At 36.0% G+C, this 22,139-nt stretch carries 19 protein-coding genes; 10 read left to right on the top strand and 9 right to left on the bottom strand.

Translation table 11 applies throughout. The features are described from left to right. Window positions 1–142: 142 nt before the first annotated feature. Window positions 143–1,468 (bottom strand): tRNA (N(6)-L-threonylcarbamoyladenosine(37)-C(2))-methylthiotransferase MtaB, encoded by a 1,326-nt coding sequence (gene mtaB / locus ACTF48_RS08730; RefSeq protein ID WP_438962768.1) that lies wholly within the window; start codon window positions 1,466–1,468, stop codon window positions 143–145. 291 nt (window positions 1,469–1,759) lie between these two features. Here mtaB and ACTF48_RS08725 point away from each other — a divergent pair, with 291 nt between their 5' ends. After that, entirely contained in the window at window positions 1,760–3,352 is a 1,593-nt protein-coding gene (locus ACTF48_RS08725) for an ABC transporter substrate-binding protein (protein ID WP_438962767.1), read from the top strand. Here ACTF48_RS08725 and ACTF48_RS08720 read toward each other — a convergent pair. Continuing rightward, window positions 3,349–4,518: a GlmU family protein gene (locus ACTF48_RS08720; RefSeq protein WP_438962766.1), complete on the bottom strand. Its 1,170-nt coding sequence runs from the start codon at window positions 4,516–4,518 to the stop codon at window positions 3,349–3,351. The genes ACTF48_RS08725 and ACTF48_RS08720 overlap by 4 nt on opposite strands. A 141-nt stretch (window positions 4,519–4,659) precedes the next feature. On the opposite strand from ACTF48_RS08720, the gene ACTF48_RS08715 reads away from it, so the two are divergent. The 4 genes from ACTF48_RS08715 (at window position 4,660) to ACTF48_RS08700 (ending at window position 10,433) form a co-directional block, all read left to right on the top strand. Continuing rightward, the gene (locus ACTF48_RS08715) at window positions 4,660–5,787 is read left to right on the top strand and encodes a DUF3810 domain-containing protein (RefSeq protein WP_438962765.1); all 1,128 of its coding nucleotides are present in this window, start codon (window positions 4,660–4,662) and stop codon (window positions 5,785–5,787) included. A gap of 82 nt (window positions 5,788–5,869) precedes the next feature. After that, window positions 5,870–8,824, top strand: coding sequence for an amidohydrolase family protein (locus ACTF48_RS08710; protein WP_438962764.1), 2,955 nt, complete (start codon window positions 5,870–5,872; stop codon window positions 8,822–8,824). Between the two features lie 2 nt (window positions 8,825–8,826). Beyond that, complete coding sequence (locus ACTF48_RS08705) at window positions 8,827–10,128, top strand: amidohydrolase family protein (RefSeq protein WP_438962763.1); 1,302 nt, start codon at window positions 8,827–8,829, stop codon at window positions 10,126–10,128. A gap of 161 nt (window positions 10,129–10,289) precedes the next feature. Next, entirely contained in the window at window positions 10,290–10,433 is a 144-nt protein-coding gene (locus tag ACTF48_RS08700; protein WP_438962762.1) for a hypothetical protein, read from the top strand. A gap of 128 nt (window positions 10,434–10,561) precedes the next feature. Here the strand turns inward: ACTF48_RS08700 and ACTF48_RS08695 are convergent, their stop codons facing one another. Further along, window positions 10,562–11,917, bottom strand: coding sequence for an NAD-dependent succinate-semialdehyde dehydrogenase (locus ACTF48_RS08695; protein WP_438962761.1), 1,356 nt, complete (start codon window positions 11,915–11,917; stop codon window positions 10,562–10,564). 201 nt (window positions 11,918–12,118) lie between these two features. Between ACTF48_RS08695 and ACTF48_RS08690 the strand changes: the two genes are divergently transcribed. After that, a complete protein-coding gene (locus tag ACTF48_RS08690; protein ID WP_438962760.1) occupies window positions 12,119–12,529 on the top strand; it encodes a glyoxalase in 411 nt (136 codons plus the stop codon). Between the two features lie 9 nt (window positions 12,530–12,538). On the opposite strand, the gene ACTF48_RS08685 is transcribed toward ACTF48_RS08690, so the two are convergent. After that, window positions 12,539–13,204: a DUF2461 domain-containing protein gene (locus ACTF48_RS08685; RefSeq protein WP_438962759.1), complete on the bottom strand. Its 666-nt coding sequence runs from the start codon at window positions 13,202–13,204 to the stop codon at window positions 12,539–12,541. A 64-nt stretch (window positions 13,205–13,268) separates the two neighbouring features. Continuing rightward, window positions 13,269–15,158, bottom strand: a complete 1,890-nt coding sequence (locus ACTF48_RS08680) for a S8 family serine peptidase (protein ID WP_438962758.1) — start codon at window positions 15,156–15,158, stop codon at window positions 13,269–13,271. 185 nt (window positions 15,159–15,343) lie between these two features. On the opposite strand from ACTF48_RS08680, the gene dnaN reads away from it, so the two are divergent. Next, window positions 15,344–16,459 (top strand): DNA polymerase III subunit beta, encoded by a 1,116-nt coding sequence (gene dnaN / locus ACTF48_RS08675; protein ID WP_438962757.1) that lies wholly within the window; start codon window positions 15,344–15,346, stop codon window positions 16,457–16,459. A 55-nt stretch (window positions 16,460–16,514) separates the two neighbouring features. Here dnaN and ACTF48_RS08670 read toward each other — a convergent pair whose 3' ends face one another. The 3 genes from ACTF48_RS08670 to ACTF48_RS08660 all read right to left on the bottom strand — a co-directional run bounded on the left by ACTF48_RS08670 (window position 16,515) and on the right by ACTF48_RS08660 (window position 18,709). Beyond that, complete coding sequence (locus tag ACTF48_RS08670; protein ID WP_438962756.1) at window positions 16,515–17,030, bottom strand: DinB family protein; 516 nt, start codon at window positions 17,028–17,030, stop codon at window positions 16,515–16,517. Continuing rightward, window positions 17,030–17,506, bottom strand: a complete 477-nt coding sequence (locus ACTF48_RS08665) for an Lrp/AsnC family transcriptional regulator (protein WP_438962755.1) — start codon at window positions 17,504–17,506, stop codon at window positions 17,030–17,032. The genes ACTF48_RS08670 and ACTF48_RS08665 overlap by 1 nt, the downstream gene beginning before the upstream one ends. A gap of 81 nt (window positions 17,507–17,587) precedes the next feature. Beyond that, window positions 17,588–18,709, bottom strand: coding sequence for a M14 family zinc carboxypeptidase (locus tag ACTF48_RS08660; protein ID WP_438962754.1), 1,122 nt, complete (start codon window positions 18,707–18,709; stop codon window positions 17,588–17,590). Window positions 18,710–19,051: 342 nt separating this feature from the next. Between ACTF48_RS08660 and ACTF48_RS08655 the strand changes: the two genes are divergently transcribed. From ACTF48_RS08655 to ACTF48_RS08645, 3 genes are read left to right on the top strand one after another with little or no spacing between them, the layout of a single operon-like run. Then, window positions 19,052–19,510, top strand: a complete 459-nt coding sequence (locus ACTF48_RS08655; RefSeq protein WP_438962753.1) for a helix-turn-helix domain-containing protein — start codon at window positions 19,052–19,054, stop codon at window positions 19,508–19,510. A gap of 34 nt (window positions 19,511–19,544) precedes the next feature. After that, a complete protein-coding gene (locus ACTF48_RS08650; protein WP_438962752.1) occupies window positions 19,545–19,916 on the top strand; it encodes a DNA topoisomerase IV in 372 nt (123 codons plus the stop codon). 27 nt (window positions 19,917–19,943) lie between these two features. Next, on the top strand, window positions 19,944–20,564 hold the full coding sequence (locus ACTF48_RS08645; protein ID WP_438962751.1) for a hypothetical protein: 621 nt from the start codon (window positions 19,944–19,946) through the stop codon (window positions 20,562–20,564). A gap of 46 nt (window positions 20,565–20,610) precedes the next feature. On the opposite strand, the gene ACTF48_RS08640 is transcribed toward ACTF48_RS08645, so the two are convergent. After that, window positions 20,611–21,966, bottom strand: coding sequence for an MFS transporter (locus ACTF48_RS08640; RefSeq protein WP_438962750.1), 1,356 nt, complete (start codon window positions 21,964–21,966; stop codon window positions 20,611–20,613). Window positions 21,967–22,139: the final 173 nt, after the last annotated feature.

The raw sequence follows: 22,139 nt of genomic DNA, 5'->3' as shown, positions 1-22,139 counted from the left end.
TAAGTAATTTAAGAATAATGATAGACAGGCTACCTCTATATAATTGTGATGTGGACATACCTAAAATTCTCAGGTAAATATACATAAGATTCTTAAGTATACAAATAAATATTTTTGAATACGCTTTCGCGAAAGCTAAATTTTAAACAGTTGTCACTCGTACCAGTCCATCCTCATCGATATGATCCAGCATTACAGTTTGTAGCTGGTTAACTAATTCTGGGTTCCAGTAGGTTTTTACCTTTACATAGTTCTCTGTAAATCCTTGAATAAAACCTTCTTTATTCTCTGCTTCCCAAAGCACTGTTTTAGTTTTACCTAGCTGACTTTCATAAAAAGCACGACGTTTCTTAACTGATAAACCACGTAGCATTTTAGAACGTTTAGCTCTGGTTTTCTTAGGCACTACTCCATCCATGCTGGCAGCAGCAGTATTTTCACGCTCTGAATATGTAAAAACATGCAAATAAGAAATCTCAAGATCATTTAAAAAGTTATAGGTATCTAGAAAGTGATCATCAGTCTCACCTGGAAAACCTACAATCACATCCACTCCTATACAACAGTCAGGCATGACTTCTTTAATCTTAGAAACACGATCCACGTATAATTCTCGATTATAACGCCGTTTCATTTTACCGAGCAACTCGTTATTACCAGTTTGCAGCGGTATATGAAAATGTGGCACAAAGGCATTGGCTCCAGAGACAAATTCTATAGTCTCATTTTTCAAAAGATTAGGCTCTATAGAAGAAATACGCAAACGCTCGATTCCTTTTACGGTATCTAGAGCATGAACTAGATCTAAGAAAGTATGTTCATGTCTTTTATTCCCGAACTCGCCCTTACCATAATCACCTATATTCACACCTGTGAGCACTATTTCTTTAATACCTTGCTCTGATATCAATCGAGCATTTTCCATGACATTTTCTAAGGTATCGCTACGCGAGATTCCTCGTGCCAGTGGTATAGTACAATAAGTACATTTATAATCACAACCATCCTGCACTTTTAAGAAAGCTCTTGTACGATCTCCTATGGAATAAGAACCCACATAAAAATCTGCCTCATCAATCTCACAGGAATGGATTTGAGTAGGCGTCTCTTTACTGAGCTGATTGAGATAATCTGTGATTTTAAACTTCTCAGTGGCACCTAACACTAGATCTACTCCATCTACAGCAGCTAGTTCTTCAGGCTTTAATTGCGCATAACAACCTACTGCAATAGTAAAAGCATCTTCATTTACTTGTCGTGCTTTCTTAACGATGGATTTAAAACGCTTATCTGCATTTTCTGTAACACTACAGGTATTAATCACATAAATATCTGCTCGTTTCTCAAAATCAACACGCTCAAAACCTTCTTGCTCAAAATTACGAGCAATAGTACTGGTTTCACTAAAGTTGAGTTTACAACCTAGTGTATAAAAAGCAACAGATTTTGTAGCCGTTTCTGTGGACATTTTTGTTTATTATTTGGGCGGCAAAGATAAGAAGGATTTTGAGAGTTTGGATTGTTTGTGAGTCTTTGAGTGGTGAGTTTTGAGTTGTGAGTCTTTGAGCTGTGAGTGGTGAGTTTGTGAGTTTTTGAGTTTTTGAGTCTTTAAGTTCATGACATCGCACTTCGAGAGTCTCAATGCTCTATGGTTGGTTTTGATTTTGATTTAAGTTTAAGTAAAATATTTCCCTAGCCCTAAAGGGTAGGTTTCTAATTTTAGAGTTAAAAAAACAAGAGCTTCCTTTATATTTACCACATGTTTAAAAACACTTGCCTTTTTATTTTAAGTCTCTTACTCATCAAATGTGGAAACTCAGATTTACAAATTGATGATAGCACTGTTTTCAGATACAACGAGCATGCAAACATCACTACACTTGATCCAGCATTTGCAAAAGATCAACGCAATATTTGGGCTTGTAACTTGATTTATAATGGGCTGGTAAAACTCGATAAAAACCTAGAAGTAGTACCTGATCTAGCGCAAACATGGACAGTTTCTGAAGATGCTCTTACTTATACCTTTAAGCTGAAAAGTGGTGTTTATTTTCATGAGAATACCGCTTTCGCGAAAGCGAGAACCATAACCGCAGCAGACTTTAAATATTCCCTAGAGCGATTAAGTGATCCTAAAGTGGCCTCAAATGGCGCTTGGGTTATGACTCATGTGAAACAAATTACCGCTCCAGTAGAAGATCAACTCATTATAGAGCTCAAACAACCTTTTCCAGCCTTTCTAGGGTTGCTGACCATGAAATATTGTAGCGTAGTGATGCCCGAGGCTGTGGAGTACTATGGTAATGAGTATCGATCTAATCCTGTGGGAACTGGTCCATTTTATTTAAAACGCTGGGAAGAAAATGTAAAAATGGTGTTGCGTAAAAATCAGCAGTATTTTGAAAAAGACAGCGGTGGTAAGTCACTACCTTACTTAGAAGCGGTAGCCATTACCTTTAAAAGCGATAAACAAAGTGAGTTCCTAGAATATGCTCAAGGAAATCTCGATTTCATTAATGCGATAGATCCCAGTTATAAAGACGAATTACTTACCACAACTGGAGCATTAAAATCTAAATATGAATCCACTACCCGACTGGTAAAAGCTCCGTTTTTAAATACAGAATACCTAGGTTTATATCTAGATAGCAATACTCCAGAATTACAAAGTAGATTATTACGAGAAGCGATCAACAAAGGATTTGATCGTAAGAAAATGATCAAGTACTTGCGCAACAATATAGGAATACCAGCCACTAGCGGACTTATTCCGCAAGGATTACCAGCTGGTGGCGTGGTACAAGGATATGAGTATGATATTAATGAAGCGCAACAATTAGTCCAACAATACATTACCGAAACTGGTGACGTGCAACCAGAGATTACCATTACCACTGGTGCAAATTATCTAGATCTTTGTGAATTTATTCAAAAAGAGCTCGAGAAGATAGGTATATCCACCAGTGTAGAAGTCATGCCACCATCGACACTACGCCAAGCCCGTAGTGCTGGAAACCTCGATATATTCCGCTCCAGCTGGATAGCCGATTATCCAGATGCTGAAAATTATTTATCGCTAGGTTATTCTAAAAACTTCTCGCCTAACGGTCCTAATTACACCCATTTTAAAAGTGAAACTTATGATATGCTTTATGAGCAAGCACTCACCTTACCTATCGCTGCTGACCGTGAAGACCTTTATATTAAAATGGATTCTATACTCATTAGTGAAGCGCCTATAGTTCCTCTTTATTATGATGAAAGTGTGCGGTTTATTAGTAAAAAAGTTACTGGTTTAGAAAGTAATGCGGTGAATATGCTGGATTTGACTCGAGTTAAAAAACAGAATTAGTCTTTCCTGTAAACCGAAGTTTTCTCAAAAACCGCATCTAGAATATCTATATCTACTTGCTCTAGCGATAATCCACGGCGTTTCATGACCACGTCTGCAACTTCATAAGCTTTATTAGTCTTATACGTCATGTTGCCTTGTGGTCCACCCCAATTAAATGACGGAATGAAATTGCGCGGATATCCTGCTCCATAAATATTGGCACTTACTCCTACTACAGTTCCCGTATTAAACATGGTATTAATTCCACATTTAGAATGATCGCCCAGCATGAGACCACAAAATTGTAGACCTGTTTTAGCAAAACGAGCCGTTTCATAATTCCACAACTTTACCTCAGCATAGTTGTTTTTTAAGTTGCTGGTATTTGAGTCTGCACCTATGTTACACCACTCACCTAGCACGCTGTTTCCTAAGAATCCTTCATGGCCTTTATTAGAATACCCAAAAATGACTGAATTATTCAGCTCGCCACCTACTTTAGAATGAGGTCCAACGGTAGTAGGCCCATAGATTTTAGTTCCTAATTTAGTAGCACTGTGTTCTAACAAAGCAAATCCACCGCGTATAATACTACCTTCCATCACCTCAGCATTTTTACCGATGTAAATAGGTCCATTTGTAGCATTGAGAATCGCACAATTTAATACTGCACCTTCTTCTATAAAAATACGTTCAGGATGAATGGTTTGAACACTCGACGGCACTGGTTGAGTTGTTTTTCCTTTGGTAACAAGTTCAAAATCATCATTTAGAGCTTTACCATTTTTAGAAAAGATATCCCAGGTATGATCTATTCCATCACAATCTCCTTCATAAATAACTTGATCTAATTCTATAGTCGGTGTATGAACGGCAGCAGCACGGTAAGCGATAAGAGTATCTTTATGCATTAATTTTTGTCCTAGCTCAAGAGCTTGGATCGCTTTGCACAATTCATCGGTAGCAAAAATATGTCCTGCGATTACCACATTATCATGAGTCTCCACGAGTGGGAATTTAGTTTGCAAATAATCTTCAGTAAGGAAACTCACTTTTACATCGAGCCTTTTCTCCCATTTTTCTTTTAAAGTTAAGATCCCACAACGTATTTCACTGGTAGGTCTGGTATACGTAAAAGGTAACAGCGCTTGGTGTTTATTAAAGTCGGCTAGAATGTAGTTCATGGGATGATAAAATTTTACAGGTACAAAGGTAATGAGATTTTGAGTCTTGGAGTTTATGAGCTTTGAGTCTTTGAGCTTTGAGTTTGTGGGATTAAATTATGAATTAGATTTCAATTTAAGTTTAAAAAGTATCTTAGCATCATGCTCAGAACAAAAAAACGTCATTTAATAATTGCTGTTAGCTTGCTTTTAGTTCAAGTACTTTTGTATTACAGCTTGCGCAATGTTCCAGAATTAGTAGAAACCTATTACAGTAATGGCATTTATCCTTACATCTCTAGAGCTATGCGCTTCGGTTTAGGATGGATTCCTTTTTCTTTTGGTGATCTAGTCTATGGCGCAGGAATTATTATGATCTTGAGATGGTTATGGATTTCTAAAAAGGATTTAATAGTGCTACCTTTTTCTGTAATGCTTTCGCGAAAGCGTTATAAAAACAAAGTTTATGCTAAACTTGCTACGGTACGTAAACGATACACCCAACTCTTTGTGTCGCTCAACCTCATTCTTTTTACTTTTCATGTCTTATGGGGTTTTAATTATTACCGTCAACCGCTGAATGTGACTTTAAAAATAGAAAAGGAATATTCTACTGAAGATCTTAAAAGGGTAACGCTGGAAATAGCAATGCTCTCTAATGCTTTACATCAAACTTTACAGCCAGTAGATAGTTTACCAGTGGTCTTTAATCGCTCGCAAGATGAACTTTTTAAAATAGCACCTAGCGGCTTTAAAAACTTAAAGCAATCGCAATTAAGGCAATCGTTAACACCTCTTAGCATTAAAAAATCCTTACTCACCATGCCATTAACACACATGGGTTATAGTGGTTACTTGAATCCTATTACGGGCGAAGCGCATACTAATGCCTGGATTAATTGCTATAAAACACCTGTATTAATTTTACACGAGATGTCACACCAGCTAGGATTTGCTAAAGAAAACGAAGCTAATTTTGTGGCCATTCATGCTGGGTTAAATCATGAAGATCCATATTTCCAGTATAGCGCGAGCATATTTGGTTTGAAATATTTACTCAATGATCTATATACTAAAGATCCAGCGGCATTTGAAAAAATTAAAGATCAGTTGAGACCTGGTATTCTTGAAAATTATCAAGAATTAAGAGATTTCTGGGCGCCTTATAATGATAGCTTCATAGAAAAAGTATCTCAAGCCACTTATAATCAATATCTAAAAGCTAATAATCAACCCGATGGTATGAAAACCTATAGTTATGTGGTCGCTTTGTTAGTAAACAGTCAGTAACTGTTAAATTCGTTAACATTTTTTAAAGTTATGCGATGAGCTTATTTGCTATCTTTAAAATCTTAATTTCTAAAACCTTATAATGAAAAGAGTATTTCTACTCCTGTTCCTCGCTTGCAGTCTCGCTAGCGCACAGGATTACTTCCCTAATAATGACGACGTTTCTGCTCGTAGTGAAGTGATTATAGCCGTTACAAATGCCACCATCATCACTAAACCTGGAACGGTAGTTACAAATGGAACTATCATCTTAAAAGATGGGAAAATTGAAAACATAGGTAGCGGAGTTTCTATTCCTACTGGAGCAGTTATTCAAGATGCTAAGGGTAGCTATATCTATCCATCTTTTATTGAACCTTATGGAAATTTCAGTATGAAAAAACCACAAAGATCTAATCGTAGCGGCCAGCAATATGATGAAGGCAGGCAAGGTTATTACTGGAACGACCACATTAGATCTGAACAAGATGCGATCAACTATTATAAATACAATGATCAGGAAGCAAAAAAAATGCTCGATGCTGGTTATGGTGCTGTGCAAACGCACCTTCATGATGGGATCGCTCGTGGAACTGGAATGTTTGTAGCCTTAAACAATAATGGAAATGATGGAACTCGTATCCTTAAAAAAGAAAGTGGTAATTTCTTTTCTTTAAAACGCAGCTCGCAAACCAGCCAATCCTATCCTACCTCATTAATGGGCACACTAGCCTTATTAAGACAAACTCACTTTGATGCAAACTGGTATTCAAAAGGACATAGCAACACTCGAGATTTATCGCTAGAAGCTCTTATTGAAAATAAAAACCTGGTGCAAATCATAGAAGCTGGAGACAAGAAGAATATCTTGAGAGTAGATAAAATGGGTGATCGAGTCGGTAAACAATTTACCATTGTAGGTGGAGAAGATGCTTATGAAATGATAGACGCTATAAAAGCCACTAAGGCTTCTCTTATTTTACCTATTAATTTTCCAGATGCTTATGATGTGACTAACCCTTTTCAAGAATGGTATGTGAACCTGGCAGATATGCGTGAATGGAAACAAGCACCTGCAAATCCATTTTTATTATCTCAAGAAGGAATTAACTATGCGATAACTAGCCATGGTTTAAAATCTCCTGATAAACTGATGGAAAAACTTAAAATAGCTATGGAATATGGACTTACCGCAGACCAAGCTCTTGCAGCACTTACTACTGAACCTGCTCAAATCCTAGGTGTGAACGATATGGTAGGAACTCTTGAAAAAGGTAAAGTGGCAAATTTTATTATGACATCAGGACCTCTTTTTGAGGCAAATAGCAAGATTTATGAAAATTGGGTTCAAGGCTCTAAACATATCATTAAAGATCGCCACCGTAAAGATATAGATGGTTCATACACCGCAATCATAGCTGGCGATACATACAGCATGGATATTTCTGGAAATGCTAAAAATATTACTATAAAAATAGACAGTACTCAGTTAGGCTGTAAAATAGATTATGATGGCCACTGGATTACCATTACCGCTTCTCAAAAAGATAAAGATGATAAGTCCTTTACTAGACTGGTCAGTAAAATTTCTAATGAAGACCGATTAAAAGGAACAGCTTACCTATCAAATGGAGACGAAATTTCTTTTACGGCTACCAAAGAAGAAAAAGAGAAAAAAGACAAAACTGAAGATAAAGACATAGAAGATAAGAACACCTTAAAGACCATAGGCCCTATTACCTTTCCTAATGTAAGTTATGGAAGTACTGTAAAACCTCAAGAAGAAACCATACTCTATCGCAATGCCACTGTATGGACTAACGAGCAAGATGGAATCTTAGAACATACAGATGTACTGGTTAAAAACGGGAAGATTTATAAAATAGGTAAGAACTTAAGTAAAGGAAATGCTAGAGTTATAGACGCAACTGGAAAACACTTAACCAGTGGTATCGTAGATGAACACAGTCACATCGCTATAGATAAAGGAGTTAATGAAGCTGGACACAACTCTACCGCCGAGGTGACTATTGAAGACGTAGTAGATCATGAAGATATAAACATATACAGAGATCTCGCTGGTGGCGTGACTACCTCGCAATTACTTCACGGCTCTGCAAACCCTATAGGTGGTCGTAGTGCGATCATTAAGTTGAAATGGGGCTATTCACCACAAGAAATGATCTATTCAGACAGTCCTAAGTTTATCAAATTTGCACTAGGAGAAAATGTAAAACAATCACGGTACCAGAATGGCGTGCGTTTCCCACAAACTCGTATGGGTGTAGAACAAGTATTTGAAGACTACTTTACACGTGCCAGAGAATATGCAAATTCTAAAGGGAAAAAAGATTTCCGCTATGATGAAGAGATGGAAGTTCTACTTGAAATCTTAGAAAGCGAGCGATTTGTTTCCTGTCACTCTTATGTGCAGAGCGAGATTAATATGTTAATGAAAGTGGCTGAGAAGCACGGTTTCCGTATCAACACGTTCACACACATCTTAGAAGGATATAAGGTGGCAGACAAGATGCGCGAGCATGGTGTAGGCGGCTCTACGTTCTCAGATTGGTGGGCTTATAAATATGAGGTAAATGATGCTATACCATATAACGCGGCGATTATGCATTCTCAAGGAGTCCTTACAGCCATTAATTCTGATGATGCAGAGATGTCCAGAAGATTAAATCAAGAAGCTGCCAAAGCCGTAAAATATGGTAACGTCAGTGAAGAAGATGCCTGGAAATTTGTCACACTCAATCCCGCAAAACTACTACACATAGATGACCGCACAGGTAGTATTAAAACTGGTAAAGATGCAGATTTGGTACTTTGGTCTGAGAATCCACTTTCGGTCACCGCTACTGCAGAGATGACTATGATCGATGGGATTGTGTTTTTTGATAAGGAACGTGATTTACGCTTTCGCGAAAGCATAAAAAAAGAACGCCAGCAGCTCATTAACGAGATGATCGCTGCAAAGAACAAAGGACTCAAAACGCAAGAGCCAAAACAATCTACTAAAACTCTGTATGAGTGTAACACACTAGAATGGTAATCATGAAAAAATTTATATACATATTAAGTGCTGTAATAGGATTTATGGCAACTGCACAACAGACTCCAGCACCAGCCACAGATAAGGCATATACTATTATGAATGCAACGGCTCATATAGGTAATGGTGACGTCATAGAAAATAGTATTATAGTCATACAAAAAGGTAAAATCACCACTGTGGCCGACGCTACAACTGTAAAAATGGCATTACCAGCTCATGGAGAAATAATAGACGCCAGCGGTATGCATGTATATCCTGGAATCATTGCCTGTAATACTACACTAGGACTGGTAGAGATAGATGCCGTAAAAGCCAGTGATGATGATCGAGAAATAGGAACTTTTAATCCGCATATACGTAGTTTAATTGCTTATAATGCAGAGAGTCGTGTGGTAGAAACTATGAAACCTAACGGCGTTCTTATCGCTCAAGTGGTTCCTCGTGGTGGTCGCATATCGGGTCTCAGTAGTGTCGTTCAAATGGACGCTTGGAACTGGGAAGATGCTGCTGTACGTGTAGATGATGGAGTACATATCAACTGGCCTAGAACTTTTACCAGGTCTGGTAGCTGGTATGAACCAGGACCTATTATTCCTAGTAAAAACTATGATAAGCAAGTAGAAGAGTTAACGCAGTTTATGACTGGAACAAGAGCCTACAATGGAGCAACTCAGAAAGATTTAAAATATGCTGCTTTACAACAGGTACTCGTAGGAAATACAACTGCTTATATTCATGTAAACGGTGAAAAAGCGATACGCGATGTATTAGCTTTTATAAAAGAACAAGGACTGAAAAAAGTGGTTCTCGTAGGTGCTCGTGGTGCTCAAAACGTGACTAAAGAACTAGTTGCTATGAACATTCCAGTGCTGGCAGGAAGAGTACATGATTTACCAGCCAGAGATGATGCTGACTATGACATGCCTTATAAATTCCCTAAGCTATTAAGCGATGCAGGAGTTATGGTAGCCCTAGAAAATTCTGGAGATATGGAACGCCACCAAGCGCGTAATTTTCCGTTTTATGCAGGTCATACTATAGGTTTTGGAATGAGTCCAGAAAAAGCCCTGCAACTGGTGACACTTAATGCTGCTACAGTTTTAGGAATCGATAAAGATTATGGTTCTCTAGAACAAGGCAAGAGCGCTACCCTATTCATCTCAAAAGGAAATGCCCTAGATATGCGTGGAAACCAATTAACTCGTGCTTTTATAGATGGTCGAGATACCTCTCTCAATACGAGACAAAAAGACTTAAACGATCGTTATATGGAGAAATACGAAACACAAAAGAATGAGTAAGTGGTATTAGTTAATGATTACTATCCCAATAGGATGGTATCTTTATTATGGATAAAATAATAATTATGGACGTATAAGCAGAAATAAAATGGATAGAATCAGCACTATCAGAATCTAAAAATCCAACCTTTATAGAAGAGGTAGAGAAAATGATCCAATCTATGAGAAAAGTAAAGCAATCTATATCTACAGAACGTATAAGTATAGAGCAATACAATCGAGAACTAGAGGAGTCCATTGCTCAAATCGAAAGAGGCGAATGCTACACGCAGGAAGAAGTTGAAAAAATGGCCAAAGAATGGTAACACTCAAAGTAGTATGGAGTAATAATGCACTATTCCAGCTTAAAGAGTTTCAATAAAAAGTAATAACATGAACCTTAAAATTGAAAATTCCTGGATAAACCTTACACAAAGTTAAACCGTGATATTATTTAAGAATCTATTACCACGGTTTTTACATTACAAAATTCCCTGATCCCAAAATGTGACAACTCTCTACCATAGCCTGAAATTCCTGTACCGCCAAAGGGCAACGCTGGATGACTCGATACCTTAGCATTTACAAAAACAGCTCCATCGCTACATCTAGGAACAAGTTTTTGTGCTTTTTCTAAGTCTTGAGTAAATAAAGAAACTCCTAGACCAAATTCAGACTTGTTTACCAGTTGCACCGCTTCATCATCGGTTTTAAATGTTGTTACCGCTATTAATGGGCCAAAAGTTTCTTCCTTAAAAACAGGCATTTCACTAGTAACCTGAGTTAAAACAGTCGGTTCAAAAAATGCCTTATCTCGATTACCTCCTACCATTAACTTTGCTCCCATTTCTATGGACCTATTCATGAGTTCCTCTAACTCTATGGCGAGATCCTCACGCGACATTACCCCTATATAGGTATCTTCCTGTTGTGGATCTCCTATTTTTAAACCTTTTACAGCTTTTATAAATAATTCCATAAAAGGTGCGGTAATATCTTCATGTAGTAAGAGACGTTTGCCAGCTATACAGCTTTGTCCTGTATTTTGATAACGAGCTGCTATACAAGTTTCCACAGTTTTTTCTAGATCAGCATCTTTAAAAACTACTAAGGCATTATTACCACCTAATTCTAGTACTGTTTTTTTAATCACACTGCCTGCAGTAGCCGCGACAGCACTACCAGCTGGTTTAGAACCAGTAAGGGTTACCGCTTTTATGATAGGATTTTTAATGACCTGTTCCACAGCTTTACTTCCTATGATTAGATTTGTAAAACAACCTTTAGGAAATCCGGCTTCTAAAAATAATTCCTGTAATAATTGAGCGCTTCCCATAACACTACTAGCGTGCTTTAAAACGCCCACATTACCCGCCATTAATGCCGGTACAATGAATCGCATTACTTGCCAGAATGGATAGTTCCATGGCATCACTGCCATTACAACTCCTAGCGGCTCATAACTCACATAAGACTTAAAATGATCTGTTTTTACATACTCATTCTCTAACTGCTGCTCTGCATTATGTGCATAATATTCACATAACCAGGCACATTTCTCAAGCTCGCTACGCGATTGTGAAATGGGTTTGCCCATTTCTAGCGTCATTTGCATCGCATATTTATCTGTCTTTTTGCGTATAAGCTTTGCGACTTCTAGAATTAATTGAGCTCTCTGATCATAACTTGTAAAGCGCCATTTTTCATATTGTTGTTGAGCAATTTCTAGCTTCTTCTGGAGCGTTCTACTATTATCTTCAGTGTATTCAGCGAGTTTTTCACCATTATATGGGTTGATCGTTTGTATCACGTTTTTGTGTTAAAAATAATACTATTAAAGGTGTTCTACTAATTCGTCATTTCAATACCGTTAATAAATCATTGGTATTTAAGAGTAAGATTTACCTCGGTTTAACGATTCAATGATTGTGTTGATAAGGTTGTTGAGAAACTACGCTTTCGCGAAAGCGTATAAACCATAAGCATCCTTAACTTTAAAAAACCTTCTATTATGAATAATCGAGACGAATACCTAGTAGCGCTAAGACCAGAAATTCCAAATGCTCGAGTGAGTGATGATATGTCTAATGAAGAACAATTTCAAAACCGTACTTTAAGACCTATTGCTAAGTTACAGCACGATTTATTTATGGTAGTTTTTCATAATTATATTAAAAAACATAAAAATGTGTTTTTTGGATTAACGTCAAATAAGCGTGTAGATTACATTGAAAATGCAGTTAATCGCGATCAGAAATTTAGAAATTCGCTAAAAGGAATTATGATCGGACAATTTACTGTGACAGAGTATGAAGAATATATTAAAAATTCCAGTGCCCTAAACAAACGTATGATGAATTTAGTGCGTGAGCGATTGATCAATAGTATCCAACTTTTTGAACGTCCATCAATAGAATTATAGTGTTACCGATTAAATTAGAGATTCTCCATTTAAGTCTGTAGTTAAAACTGCCGTCATATAGTCTAAAAATGGTCGTGCTATTATAAAGTCATGATTTACTTTTTCAAAGAAATCTGGTGCAGTAACTTCTTGATCTGAAAATGATTTCATGAAATAGAAATTCTTAAAACGTATCAAGTCTATGTCTGGATGATCTTTATCAAAATTACGAGGAGCTGTTTTAAGTGATTCACCTTGAAAAGTTCCCCACGTATTTTTAAATGTAGGCTTTTCTATGATGTCACGCAATTCTTGAGCGTCCACTTCAAGCTCTTTTCTAATCCTTAATAAATCATGTTTTTCTGGTGCAAAGAAACCTACACCTATGAGGTTTTCCTTTGGCTTTATGCGCATATAATAACCACCTCTACGTTCTACTCCTGCTCTAATCCAGTTAGCACTTCTATGACATTTAAAAGGTGTTTTATCTTTTGAAAATCTAATATCACGATAAATCCTAAAGGTTTTATCTTTCTCAATACTATCGTGTTCATTTAATAATTCGGTTAGGTTATGAACGCCATTTTTAAAATGAGCATCAAGCTTAGTGAACTCGGGTTTATGCTCATCAAACCATGGTCGGTTATTATTCTTTTCTAAGTTATTTAAAAAATGGAGAAGTTCTTTTTGAATCATTGTTAGATGGTATAAAAAAACCGCTTCAAATAAATGAAGCGGTTTATAATATGGGTGATTAATATTATCGTACAATTAATTTTCTAGTGCTTGCAGTAACACCGTTTCCTACTCTTACTAGATAGATTCCAGAGTCTAAACTTGCCGTTGAAATTCTTTGTTCAAAAGCACCTAAATTATTATCGTAAGATTTAGACATTATCTCTTGCCCTAAAACATCATACAGCACCACATTAATCGTATCACCAGATAATTGATTATTAAAAGCTATGGTAAAATGATCATTAGCTGGATTAGGAAAAAGACTGAATGTATCTAGGTTATTATCACTATTTGAAAATGTTCCTTGATCTGCGCCTGTTATAATTAGGGAATAATCTTGAGAACCTCCTAGTAAAGTACCTTTGTGAGAAACTGTTATGGTGTAATTTCCAGAAGGGTTATCTATTTCAATTTTCTCAAAATTATCTACATCATTACTAGTATTATTGGTAGCTGCAAGATTAGGTTGAGCTGGATTCAATTTCCAAGGATAAGAAATAGTTCCACTTGCATCTGTAACAATTAAATCTAAATCATTTCTTAAGGCTGGAGTGGTGTCGTCTTCAGGTCCATTGTTAGGAGCAGCAGGTAGATCATACCAAGAAATAGAAACAATAACTTTAGAGTTAGTACTAGCAGAAAATGATTTTGTGTAAGTGGCTCCTTGAACAAGGTTATTTTCCTCTATTAAAGACGTGCTCCCATCATTTTGAATCGCTAAGGCAGCGGCTTCCGTATCTAAAAGTCCCCAACCAAACTGATAATCAGGACCATCTGCTATACCTGCCTCTTTTACCGTGTGTAAAGCTAGGCCTTTCAAAGTAGCTCCTAGCATATATTGGGAATTTAAAGAATTATAATATTGCTGCAGCAAGATCATTCCACCAGAAACTGCTGGAGCAGACATACTAGTTCCTTGTCTAGAAGCATAGGAACTGTTATTTGCATTATCTGTAGAGTACATAGCAACACCTTTTGTTGTAATATCTGGCTTTACTCGACCATCATCTGCAGGACCCCAAGAACTAAAGTTAGACATAGGTACAGATGTTGGGCTTGTGTAATTAAGGTTCCCGACTGAAGCACCTACAGTTAAGGGGTTTTTCGCCAAATTATTACCAGTTAAAATATCATAACCGTTGTCAGAAGGATTCCAACCACTATTTCTGTCATTCCCAGCAGAAATCACTGGTAATAAAAATGGAGCGTTGAAGGTTAAATTATCCCAATTTGTTGCTTGGGAAGTATACTTTCCAAACTGCGCTTGAGGGACATTATCGATCACTATACCATAACTGTGATTAGACACTAACATTCCCTGATTAGCTTGATTTAGAAGTTCACTAGTATCATTTTGAAAGTCAAACGAAATTAAAGATGCTTGAGGCGCTATCCCCTTTGCGGCTGGATTGGGTCCGTTTGCTATAATTGTTCCACCCACATGAGTACCATGACCATCTGAACCACTTAAAAATTGTCCTGAAACAATTCTACCTGTTAAAGCCTCGTGCGAGTCTAATACTTTACCACCATCCCAGATACCTACTTGCATATTCTGACCTTCAATGTTGATTCCTAAGGAACCACCATTATATAATTCGTTAGCACCTTGCATTCTAGATGCAATATTATTAGTTACTGACATATATATTGGACCTTTTTCACTTACGTCATAAAGGTGAGCCTTTTCTCCATTATCCAATGTTTTCACAATCGGCCAGTCGTTTTGTTTAGCAGCAGCATAAGCTTTACTCAACCGCTCATTTTCTTGACTAACTAAATCCTTCTGTATCTGGGCTAACTTTTCAGTATCATAATTTTTCACAATCTGTGCCCTTTCCTCACCCGTCTGAGCAAAAGCTAATCCTGAACCTAGCAATGCTAATCCAAGAATAAATGTGGTCTTTTTCATAATTTTATTTATAAATAGGGTTCTTTTGTTAATAAGTATCTTTCAGCATTGTTTTTATTCAAATATCTTTGCGCTGAGTCCTAATTTAGGTCGAAAAATACGTAAAAAAATTACATTTGGTTTACTTTTAACTAATTTCAAAGATATGATTAAACCAAATTAATATCACAAAAGCATAACACCTCATGAAATTCATTGTTTCAAGTTCTTATTTACAAAAGCACCTTCAAATGTTAGGTGGCGTTATCAATAGTAATAACACTCTTCCTATCCTAGATAATTTTTTACTTGAATTAAAAGGTAAAGAGTTAAAAGTATCTGCATCTGACATGGAGACGACTATGCTCACAGCTCTTGAGGTAGATAGTGATGATGATGGAAGTATTGCTATTCCAGCAAAATTACTACTGGATACTTTAAAAACCTTTCCTGAGCAACCCTTAACCTTTAGTGCAGATAATAACATTATGACTGTTAGTCATGATAAAGGTAGTTCTGAAATTGCTTGTTCAAATGGTGCCGACTTCCCTAAGGCGGTAAGTTTAAATGACCCAAGTAGTACCACTATATTAGGCGACACACTTGCTACAGCTATTAATAAGACCATATTTGCTGCAGGTAATGATGACCTTAGACCAGTAATGTCTGGAGTGTTTTTTCAATTCTCAACAGAGTCATTAACCTTTGTAGCTACAGACGCTCATAAATTAGTGAGATATCGTAGAGAAGATCTCGCTGCAAATGAGACAGCTGAGTTTATAATGCCTAAAAAACCACTGAACCTTTTAAAAGCGATGCTTCAAGGGAGCGAGACTGAAGTCCTTATTAACTATAATGAGAGTAACGCTCAGTTTACATTTGATTCAACAAGTATTATTTGTAGATTGATCGACGGGAAATACCCTAATTATGAAGCGGTTATCCCTAAGGAGAACCCTAACAAACTCGTTATAGCTAGAAATCAGTTCTTGAACTCTGTAAGGCGTGTGAGTATTTTTTCTAATAAAACTACTCATCAAATCAGACTTAAAATGGCTGGTGCTGAGTTGAATATATCTGCAGAAGATCTAGATTACAGCAACAAAGCTGATGAGAGACTCACTTGTGATTATCAAGGTGATGATATGCAAATAGGTTTCAATAGCCGTTTTTTAATTGAAATGCTTAATAACCTTAATTGTGAAGATGTTTCTCTTGAAATGTCTATGCCTAACCGCGCAGGTATTTTAACCCCTGTAGATGGGCTGGATGATGGTGAGCAGGTTACCATGCTGGTTATGCCAGTGATGCTCAATCAGTAATTAATAAAAAAGGCTCGCGTATTGCGAGCCTTTTTTTATTAATAACAAGTCAGACCTATAAATAACGCTCCTTAATAACATTTTCATGGTGTTTAGTGTGTCCTGCTATCAAGAAAGGAATTACCCTAACACTCATAGTATTGTTACTTGCAACTCCTTTGCGCAATAAGTGTTTATCGCTTACCCCATTAAACAGTTCTATGGTTGCATTTCTGGTAGTAACAAATGATTTTATAAGATCTGCTTTCGCGAAAGCGTAATTATCATAATCTCTAGCAAAAACATCTTGATCAAATCCTGGCAAAGCTGTCTGATCTCCACGTATAAATCTTAACGCACGATAAGTAAAAACTCTTTCTGTATCAATGTTATGAAGTATGACATGTGCAATACTCCATTTATCAGAAGCATAAGCAAAATTTAATGGTTTATCTATTGCTTCTATAAAGGCTATACTATCTTCCTTACTCGATTGTAAAATGTTTTTAAAATTTGCCTGTTCTGGGACTAGGTTCAAATAGTGAGCGTAATATTCATGATATTCTGATGGATCTATAGCTGCTCTAATCATTATTGAAGATCTTGAAATAATTTATGTAACAGTCTTGTTTTATCATTAATACTTTCTTCTAGTGAGATCATCGTTTCAGTGCGACTTACTCCATCTATATCATCTAGCATAAAAATGATTTTCTTAGCGTGTGCAGTGTCTTGAGCTCTAATCTTACAAAAGATATTAAACTTTCCTGTAGTAATGTGAGCGACTGTAACATAAGGAATCTCTGTTATACGACTTATTACAAACTGAGTTTGTGATGTTTTCTCAAGAAAGACGCCTATGTAAGCAATAAACGTGTAACCCAATTTTTGATAATCTACTGTTAATGAAGAACCTTGAATAATACCACTTTCCTCCATTTTTTTAACACGTACATGAACCGTACCTGCCGATATGTTTAGTCGCTTAGCGATATCAGTAAAAGGTGTTCTAGTATTCTCTATAAGGACATCTAATATCTGTTTATCTATGTCATCAATCCTTGCCATGGTTGTATTTTTTATGAATTATCTACAAAAAAACACAATTCTTTGCGTTTAAAACAGAAAAAAGAAGTTTTTATAAAATAATTAGTAAAAAATATCGATTTCAAGAGATTTACTAACAAACTCTTGTCCTGTAAAAATTTCAAAATCTAAAACAGCACCAGCATCCCTGAAATCTATGACTCTATGAGCATTTTTAACACTTAAATCATTAATTCCGCTTAGTATAGGTACAAAATAAAGGGTTCCATCATTAACACCTTCTTGATACATGATACTTAAATTCACTACCTCATTACCTGAAGGTACATTTTTAATAAGCACATCAGTAAAGTTAGTCTCAATGGTTGTAATAGCTTCATAAACCCTTAATACATGATCTGATTTAACTTGATGTGTAACTTTAGTAGCTACCAAGGCAGATTTTAGAGACTCAAACATCAAATCTACTGTACTAAAACGGTAATAATCCATATTTGCCTGACCAGCTTCAAATAATATAGTAGGAACATTAAAAGACTGGAACGTATCTCCTACGCAATTTACATTAAAACGATCATCATACCTACCTACTGCGCCATTTACATAATCACTCACATCATTTACTATGGAATTAATTACATTCATAGCAGCTAGTCGGGCTGGCGTGACCTCTCGTGACTCATTTGCAGCAGGTGATAGGAATGAACACTGTACGGCTTTAGTACCGTCTGGTGTTCCATAAATGGTTCTTTGATCATGTAAGTTAAAACAGAAATCAGGTTCAAAAGAATCAAAGGCTGCCCTAAGCAACTTGCTTTCAGGTTGTGATAATGCTTGGGCGTCTCTATTTAAATCTATTCCATTTGCGTTTTCACGTGTCCATTGATTTAATCCATCAGGATTTAATACGGGAATAATATACAATTTATAATCATGGATTAAATCAGAGTTAAGGAACCAATTGATAAAATAAAATAACGATCTAGTGGTGGTAGATTCATTTCCATGCATTTGAGACCACATAAAAATTTTAGTAGCTCCCGTACCTAATGTTAGTTTGTAAATAGAATTATTCTTTACAGATTTCCCTATAGGAGCAAAGTCATATATATCTTTTTCAAAAAGATTCAATAAGTGCTCAATCGAATTTAAAAAAGTGGCATAGGTAAAATATCTATGACCAACTACAGGTTTACAAAATAGAGGTAGCTCTGGTCGTATCATTAACAGTGTTTATAAATGTAACACAAAGGTAACTCAGTTGAAGTTTACAGATGTAAACATGTGGTAATTTACAATTGTAAACAATACGGGATTTAAAAGTGTTTACAGTTGTAATCAACTTACGGTGTCCTTTTACAATTTGTTCACTACAATTCCAGAATAGCGACCATAACCCATGATTAAAACAATCAGATTCTTTATTACCAACAAATTAAGTATATTTGAATAAACCTAAACTTCATGTATCAGCTAGCCTTTTACCACTACTTTTGCTTATGTAACACAATATGTTTATCTTTGTAAACATCAAGAACATGTTGTTTTTGTTTACAAATGTAACACATGATAAATTCAACCGATTTTAGTAAAAGAATCCAAAAAGTAATGGAAAGAAATGACTTAAATGCCTCTTCATTTGCAGAGGCTATACAAGTAGGTCGTAGCTCTATTTCCCATATTTTGTCAGGAAGAAATAAACCTAGTTTAGATTTAGTAATGAATATAGTCCAGCGTTTTCCTGAGGTTGATTTATACTGGTTACTCAATGGAAAAGGTTCTTACCCTAAACTAGAAGACATACCTGTCCATAAAAAGGTTAGTGAACCTACCACTGTAGAACAGCCAGTGGTTGAAGAAAAAATGCCTTTGCAAAAACAAGAACCAGCTCCTACTCCAGACCTTTTTTCTACACATTCTACTGTAAATACCATTACTGAATCTTCAACTCATAAAGGGAAAAATATAACAAAAGTAATTATCCTGTATTCTGATGGAAGTTTTAAAGATTACATTCCAGAGTAATTCTACTATTGATTAAATTTGTGAAAAAATGAATATGAAGTATTTTATTGTTCTATTCCTATTATTTATAACAACTAGTTCTTGTTATCAAGTTCAAAGAGATTGTTCTAATTTTAAAACGGGTACTTTTATCTGGGAACAAGAATCTGGTGGAAAGCTTCTCAAAACTACTTTTACAAGAACAGAATTATATCAAATAGAAACTTACGAAGGTGTAACTGATAGCTCTCGCGTAGAATGGGTAAATGACTGTGAATGGAGAGTCATCCCTATCAACCCTAAAACAAATGCAGACAGCCGTGCTTATCTTTTTAGAATTCTAAACACCACAAACGATTCTTATACTTTTGAGTTTAAGCAGTCTGGACGTGAACAAACCTATCAAGGTGTTGCTGTAAAGCAATAAACAATATATCTAAAACTTTAAACTTATATGAAGATTATTAAAATTACACTGCTCTCTATCGCTATCGCTACATTAACAAGTTGCGCCTCTGGTTACAGAATGATTGAACCAACCTCTATAAACTACCTTTCTACAAACGAGACAGATAATGTAGTGCTTCAATATAAGTATGATTTACTGGATAAAAAGTATGCCAAAAAAGAACTAAAAAAAGGAGTTAAACTCATTGCTGTTAAAATCGCTAATAACTCTGAAAAGGATATCATATTCGGTAAAGACGCAAAACTGACTTATGAAAATGGAACAGAGGTTTACGTGCTTGAAAATCAAAAAGCTTTTAAGACTTTAAAGCAAAGTCCAGCATCTTATTTATGGTATTTATTACTGTCACCAGCAAATTTATATACTACTAAAACTTCTTCTAACGGGATTCAACAAGAGACCAGTTCCACACCTGTAGGTCTTGTACTGGGACCTGGACTCGCCGGAGGAAACATGATCGCAGCAGGATCTGCAAATAAAAGGTTTGAAGAAGAGCTTTTAAAGTACAATGTGAACGGATCGATCATTAAAAAAGGGGAAACTAAATATGGACTTATCGCCATAGAAACAGATTCTTTTGAAGCGCTTGAACTGAAGATTGAGTAAGCGGTTCCTTTACATAGCCGTTATTTAACTTTTCTATTAAATATGTCTAGCTCTCTTTATTTACAACATTATGAGTGACCACTTTAGGTACTCTTAATAACAGCACTACACCTATTATAAAGAACACGACTAGAAAAAGAATACTACCACGCATAGAGCCGCTCCATTGTGTCACTACAGTAAAAATGGTCATTCCTATGACTATTCCTATTTTCTCTGCCACATCATAAAAACTAAAATAAGATGCGGTATCTAGAGTTCCTTGTGGTATCATTTTAGAATAAGTACTGCGCGATAAGGACTGAATAGATCCCATAACTAAACCTACTGCCGCAGCTGTTACATAAAATTGCATGGGTGTGATCACAAAGTATCCATAAACACATATCGCAACCCAAATGACGTTTATACCTATTAAAACTTTTAAGTTTCCATAAACATTTGACAATTTACTGGCGATAAAAGCACCTCCTATAGCCACGATCTGAATTAATAAAATAGAGATAATTAAACCCATAGTGGCGCCACCTTCTTCCCATGTCACCTCTTCAGTACCGAAGTAAGTAGCCACAAGCATTACTGTTTGGACCGCCATACTATAGATAAAAAAAGCACCTAAATATCGTTTCATCTGAATATTATCTCCTAATTGAATCCATATTTTTTGAAGCTCTTTAAAGCCATTAGTAAAAATATTCTTAACCTGACTGGTGTCCTTTTTAGTTCCTAGTGGTAAATAAGCATAGGTATATTGAGCAAATCCCATCCACCAGATTCCTACTAGAATAAAAGAAAGTTGAACAGCGTTTACGACTAAAATGTTGCTGTCTGGAAATAATCCGTTCTTAGGATAAAAACCGCCTTCATTTAATGCTAAACATATTAATAACAACAGTACACTACCTATATAGCCCAGAGAAAATCCCTTTGCACTGACCTTATCTTGTTGCTCTGGTAAAGCAACATCAGGTAAATAGCTATTATAAAACACCAGACTACCCCAAAAACCTAAAAGTGCCAGTAAATACATCGCAAGACTCAACCATAAATAATCAAATTTAAAAAAGGCTAAACCGATACAGGATAATCCACCTAGATAGCAAAAGAATTGCATAAAACGTTTTTTCTGTCCAGAATAGTCAGCGATACCAGATAATATAGGAGAAAGGATACTCACCAGTAGAAAAGCTATTGCCGTAGTTACAAAAATGATATTCTCAGGATTCACATTTCTCAAAATCTCAGGAACGTTATCATTTGCAAAAGCCTCTTTACTTACTACAGAATAGAAAATAGGAAATATAGCACTGGTTATTACTAGAGAGTACACAGAGTTTGCCCAGTCATAAAAAGCCCATGCATGGAGCAACTTCTTATGACCGCGAGGTAGAGTATTTTTCATAAAATAAAAAAAGGGTTCATTAGGAACCCTTTAAAAGTATATAAAATGTATCGTTTAATTTAAATTAAGTCACAGGATGTTTAAACAACTGCTACAATAATACCAATTTATGTTTCTAATGCCGTATTCTTAATTTGAATTATTTTTTGACTAGATGATAAAGAAAATTAAAG

It is taken from the genome of Nonlabens sp. (genome assembly GCF_965660805.1).
Taxonomy (GTDB): Bacteria; Bacteroidota; Bacteroidia; order Flavobacteriales; family Flavobacteriaceae; genus Nonlabens.
The sequence above is the reverse complement of the archived record's forward strand: the minus strand, read 5'-3'. Positions and strand labels throughout refer to the sequence as shown.